A 4800-nucleotide genomic window follows, 5' to 3' on the forward strand; every position below is an offset into this window, starting at 1 on the left:
GTGCCCGCCGCTCCCTGCGGTGCGCTCGCCGCTCCCTGCGGTGCGCTCGCCGCTCCCTGCGGTGCGCTCGCCGCTCCCTGCGGTGCGCTCGCCGCTCCCTGCGCTGCTACCCGCCGCTCCCTGCGGTGCCACCCGCCGCTCCCTGCGGTGCCACCCGCCGCTCTCGCCACCGGCCAGCTTGCCGCGCCTGCCGCTTCCGGCGGCCCTACTACGCGCTCGCCGTCCGCCGCTTCAGGCGGCCCCTCTGCCACAGAGCGCCGCCGAGCATGCCGCGTCTGCGGCCTGCCTTGCTGGGTCTGCAGCGCTTGCCGCGCCCGCCGCTCCTTGCGGTGCCACTCGCCGCTCGCCACCGGTTAGCTTGCCGCGCCTGCCGCCGCGGGGCGCCGCTCTCGGCAGCAGCCAGCTCGCCGCGCTCACCGCCGCTTCCGGCGGCGCGGTCGGCCGCCGTGCGCGCCGCCCTGCCGCCGCACCCGCTACCCCGTCCCCATCGCCCCGCCGCCGTGCGCGCCGCCCCGCCGCCGCACCCGCTACCCCGTCCGCATCACCCCGCCGCCGTGCGCACCACCCCGGGGAGCATTCCCTCACCCCCACCCACGCAGGGGCCGGGCACGTCACCCGCCGGTTGCACTTCGAGGGTGATTCCTCCTCTCCGTGGTGCGGCGCGCGCCACCGAGGAGGATGGTGGAACCCATGGCGGAGCCGAACGTGACGGGATGGGCCGCGGCCGGCGGCGTCCTCATCCTGGCGATCATCGCGTCCGCCGCCCTCGGTGACGCGTGGTACTTCCTCGCCGGTGTGATGGCGGGCCTCGGCCTGCTGGCCGGCATGCGGTCGAGCACGCCCTCGAACTGAGGCGGCATCACCCGAGCGTCGCCCGGAGGCGGTTGAGCGCTCGGTGCTGCACCACGCGCACCTGGTTCACCGACAAGCCCAGCGCCGCCGCGGTCTCCTCCGCCGTCAGACCCGCCGCCACGCGCAGCAGCACGATCTCCCGCTCCACGCCGGGCAGCGCCAGCACCGGTGAATCGGCCTCGGGGGAGCGTGCCCCGGCCACTGTCTGCGCCGTCAGTTCATACACAAGCGCGGGGAAGGAGCCCGTCCAGCCGGGCAGCGCGTGCAGGATCGCGAGGCACGCTTCCTGCGCCACCTCGTCCGCGCCCCGGCTCAGTCGCGCCCGGCAGTACCGCACCACGACGGGCGTCACCGCGGCGACCAGTTCCCCGATCGCCCCCGTCTCGCCACCGGCGGCGGCCGCCACCAGGTCCGCGCCGGGAAGCCGCGCGCTCATCACGTCCTGCGCCGCCATCGCGCTCCCCCTCCTCGACAACTCCCACGCGCGAACCGCCCGCCTGGTTGCCTCCGCCGCTAAGGTGATCATCATGCGGCTCGCAGTGGCGGTCATCGCGGCGGTTCTGGCCCTCGGCGCGGCTCCGGCGGCCGCGGCGCCCCGGCCGCTCACCGTCGCCAGCTACAACATCCACGCGGGCGCCGGGCAGGACGGCGTCTTCGACCTCGCCCGCACCGCCGCCGCGATCCGCGACCTGCACGCGGACGTCGTGGGGCTGCAGGAGGTCGACGTCCACTGGGACGCGCGCAGCGAGTACCGCGACGAGGCCACCGAACTCGCACGCGCTCTGAAGATGCACGTGTTCTTCGCGCCGATCTACGACCTCGACCCGCCCGCCCCCGGTGCGCCGCGCCGCCAGTACGGCGTCGCCGTGCTGAGCCGCTTCCCGATCGTCGCCGCGCGGAACCTCGAGATCACCCGGTTGTCGACGCTCACCCCGGACGCCACCCCCGCCCTCGCGCCGGGTTTCGCGGAGGTCACCGTCGCCGCGCACGGCGGGCCGGTCCGCGTCTACGCCACCCACCTGGACTACCGCGCCGATCCGTCGGTGCGGCAGGCGCAGGTCGCCGACATGCTCGCCGTCCTCGACCGGCTGCCCGGCCCGGAAATCCTCACCGGCGACTTCAACGCCGAACCCGCCGCACGCGAACTCGCTCCACTGTGGACCGGCCTGGCCGACGCCGACCCGCGCGCGGGGACCTATCCGGCGGCGGAACCGGTGAAGCGCATCGACTTCGTGACCGCGTCCCTGCACTTCGGGATCCGTTCCGCGCGGGCGGTGGCGACGACGGCGTCCGACCACCGGCCCGTGGTCGCCGAGCTGGACCGGATGCGGCCGGTCTCGTCGTAGCGCGCAGCGGTCACGGGGAGTTCACCCGCGGGCAACCCGAGTGCTGCCCGCGACTCATCCGCGGAAGCGACGGTGCCTGGGTGTCCCCGGAAAGCTAGGAGTTCCCGATAGCCGAGTTCATCGCCGCCGTGATCGCCAAGATCGGCGCCACCCTGCTCGAGTCCCTCATCGCGCGGATCGCGCAGGCGCTGTCCACGGACTCGTTCGCGCCCGCCAACGCCTGATCACGCGTGCAGGAGGTGCGGCAGGACGGCGGGGTCGTCCAGCGCCGTCACGTAGAGCGCCGACCGGCCGGAAACCGGCCAGCGCAACGGTGTTCGGCCGGGCCAGGCGCTGTTCGTCACCACGACCACCGACAGCCCGGCCGCCTGCGCTGCCGTCGCGCCTGCTGCTGAGTCCTCCACCGCCACCGAGCCCCGCGGGTCGGCCCCGAGTCTTCGGCAGGCGGCCCGGTAGACGTCCGGCGCCGGTTTGGGCGCCGCCACCTCGTCGGCGCTGACGACCGCCCGGAACGCCGGCCGCAGACCGGCCCCGCTCAGCACCTCCGACAGCACCCCGGCCGGCGCGTTCGACGCCACCGCCAGCGGAACCCGCCCGGCCAGCGTGGAAACGAGTTCCAGCGCCCCGGGCAGCGCGGCGGGCGGCCGGAGTTCCACCGCTGTCCGCAGCGCCTCGTCCAGCATCTTCGCGACCCGGCCGGTCTCCCCGGACTGGCCGGCCCACAGGGCGATCCGCGCGGCCGCCGCCCCCACCGACGCCCCGGCCAGCGTGGCGAACTGCCGGTCGCTCAGCTCCAGCTCCAGGGCCTGCGCCCCGGTCCGGAACGCGGTGTACCAGGCCGCCGCCGTGTCCAGCAGCAGGCCGTCGCAGTCGAAGACCACGGCACGGCGGATCGCGGACATGGGCACCTGACCCTTCCCGTGGTCGGAACATCTTTCCGAAGTGTAGGGCGAAACCGAACTGTTTTCCAGAGTTCATCCGGAAGAGGTCCCATCCGGAGGTTTGAGCGCCTATCCTTCACCTCTTGAATCCCTGCTTCCGCACAATGAAACGGACAGCGATCATGACGGAAACTCCCGCAGCCCCACCCGACGAGCGCACCGTCCGCCGTGCCGTGGCCGGCGCGGCCATGGGCAACGCCGTGGAATGGTTCGACTACGGCATCTACGCCTACCTCGCGACGAGCATCGGCCTGAACTTCTTCCCGGACGCCGACGAGACCGCCCGGTTGCTGCTGGTCTTCGCCGGGATCGCGATCCCGTTCGTGCTGCGGCCGTTCGGCGGCATCATCCTGGGCCCGCTGGGCGACCGGTTCGGCCGCCGCCGCGTGCTGTCGTTCACGATCATCATGATGTCGGCCGCGACGTTCGTCATCGGGCTCATCCCGAACTACCAGACGATCGGGGTAGCGGCGCCGATCCTGCTGCTGCTGGCCAGGCTGGCGCAGGGGTTCTCCACCGGCGGCGAATACGGTGGGGCGGCGACGTTCATCGCCGAGTACGCGCCGGACAAGCGGCGCGGGTTCTACGGTTCGTTCCTGGAGTTCGGCACGCTGATCGGCAACGTCGCGGGCGCGCTGCTCGCCACGGCCGTCCAGTTGGGACTGTCCGAAGCGGCGCTGAACAGCTGGGGCTGGCGCATCCCGTTCCTCGTGGCGGGTCCGCTCGGGCTGGTCGGCTGGTACCTGCGCACGAAGCTGGCCGACACGCCCGCGTTCGAGAAGGCGGAACGGGCCGGCGCCACGTCGCGGGTGCCGTTTAAGGAGACGTTCACCAAGATGTGGCCGCAGCTGCTCAACCTGATCGGGTTCGTGATCCTGCTCAACGTGGCGATGTACACGTTGATCGCCTACATGCCAACGTATTTGACGGAGGTGCTCGAACTCGGCGACACGGCGTCGCTGCTGATCCCGCTCGGGCTCATGGTCGGGATGCTGTTCGTCATCAACGCGGTGGGAGCGTTGTCGGACCGGGTGGGCCGCAAGCCGCTGTTGCTGACGGCCGCGATCGGTTTCCTGGTGGTGAGCTGGCCGGCGATCGCCCTGCTGGAGACCCGTTCGGTGCTCGGTGCGGTGGCGGGCATGGCGATCCTGTCGGTGCTGCTGGTGCTGATGCTCGGCACGATCGGCTCGGCGCTGCCCGCGATGTTCCCCACCCGCAACCGGTACAGCGGCTTCGCCATCGGCTATTCGACGTCCACCGCGGCGTTCGGCAGCACGGCGCCGCTGGTGATCACCGCGCTGATCGACGGCACCGGCAACACGGCGATCCCGGCGTTCTACCTGATGGCCGCCGCCGCGATCGCCATCGTGCCCATCATGCTGATGCCGGAGACCGCCGGAGTACCCATCAACCACCCGACGCGCATCCCCGGCAGGACGCCGGTCGCCAACACAGAGGAAGAGGCACTAGCCCCCTCCTGACCAAAAAGCAGGGCCGGGCCGACACGAAAGCGAGGCCCGGCCCTGTCTTCTTTTTCCAGCAACCGTCGCCCGGCAACGAAAAGCAGGCGACTACCCCAACCAGACCTCCCCCGCCCCCGATCCACAGCCGATCTTTAGTCGCCGACCAGCCGTGTCAAGGCACGCTTTCCCGCCTTGACA

The 4800-nt window shown here is 72.3% G+C and carries 5 protein-coding genes; 3 read left to right on the forward strand and 2 right to left on the reverse strand.

Features of this window, described 5'->3' with window-relative positions; all coding sequences use genetic code 11:
* Positions 1–690 precede the first annotated feature (690 nt).
* Positions 691–852 (forward strand): hypothetical protein, encoded by a 162-nt coding sequence (locus ABZ193_RS43225; protein ID WP_020418839.1) that lies wholly within the window; start codon positions 691–693, stop codon positions 850–852.
* A gap of 7 nt (positions 853–859) precedes the next feature.
* Here the strand turns inward: ABZ193_RS43225 and ABZ193_RS43230 are convergent, their stop codons facing one another.
* Positions 860–1306 carry a sigma factor-like helix-turn-helix DNA-binding protein gene (locus ABZ193_RS43230; RefSeq protein WP_237336784.1) on the reverse strand — a complete coding sequence of 149 codons (447 nt, stop codon included), beginning with the start codon at positions 1304–1306 and terminating at the stop codon, positions 860–862.
* Positions 1307–1370: 64 nt separating this feature from the next.
* Between ABZ193_RS43230 and ABZ193_RS43235 the strand changes: the two genes are divergently transcribed.
* Complete coding sequence (locus ABZ193_RS43235; RefSeq protein ID WP_354714627.1) at positions 1371–2198, forward strand: endonuclease/exonuclease/phosphatase family protein; 828 nt, start codon at positions 1371–1373, stop codon at positions 2196–2198.
* A gap of 224 nt (positions 2199–2422) precedes the next feature.
* Here the strand turns inward: ABZ193_RS43235 and ABZ193_RS43240 are convergent, their stop codons facing one another.
* Positions 2423–3100 carry an HAD family phosphatase gene (locus ABZ193_RS43240; protein WP_354714629.1) on the reverse strand — a complete coding sequence of 226 codons (678 nt, stop codon included), beginning with the start codon at positions 3098–3100 and terminating at the stop codon, positions 2423–2425.
* 161 nt (positions 3101–3261) lie between these two features.
* Here ABZ193_RS43240 and ABZ193_RS43245 point away from each other — a divergent pair, with 161 nt between their 5' ends.
* Complete coding sequence (locus ABZ193_RS43245) at positions 3262–4620, forward strand: MFS transporter (RefSeq protein ID WP_354714631.1); 1359 nt, start codon at positions 3262–3264, stop codon at positions 4618–4620.
* Positions 4621–4800: the final 180 nt, after the last annotated feature.

Source organism: Amycolatopsis sp. NPDC006125 (assembly GCF_040614195.1).
GTDB lineage: Bacteria > Actinomycetota > Actinomycetes > Mycobacteriales > Pseudonocardiaceae > Amycolatopsis_E > Amycolatopsis_E tucumanensis.

Excerpts from the sequence above, each read along its gene's own strand:
- ABZ193_RS43240 (WP_354714629.1), bottom strand. The coding sequence starts at position 3,100 with ATGTCCGCGATCCGCCGTGCCGTGGTCTTCGACTGCGACGGCCTGCTG.
- ABZ193_RS43230 (WP_237336784.1), bottom strand. The coding sequence starts at position 1,306 with ATGGCGGCGCAGGACGTGATGAGCGCGCGGCTTCCCGGCGCGGACCTG.
- ABZ193_RS43245 (WP_354714631.1), top strand. The coding sequence starts at position 3,262 with ATGACGGAAACTCCCGCAGCCCCACCCGACGAGCGCACCGTCCGCCGT.
- ABZ193_RS43225 (WP_020418839.1), top strand. The coding sequence starts at position 691 with ATGGCGGAGCCGAACGTGACGGGATGGGCCGCGGCCGGCGGCGTCCTC.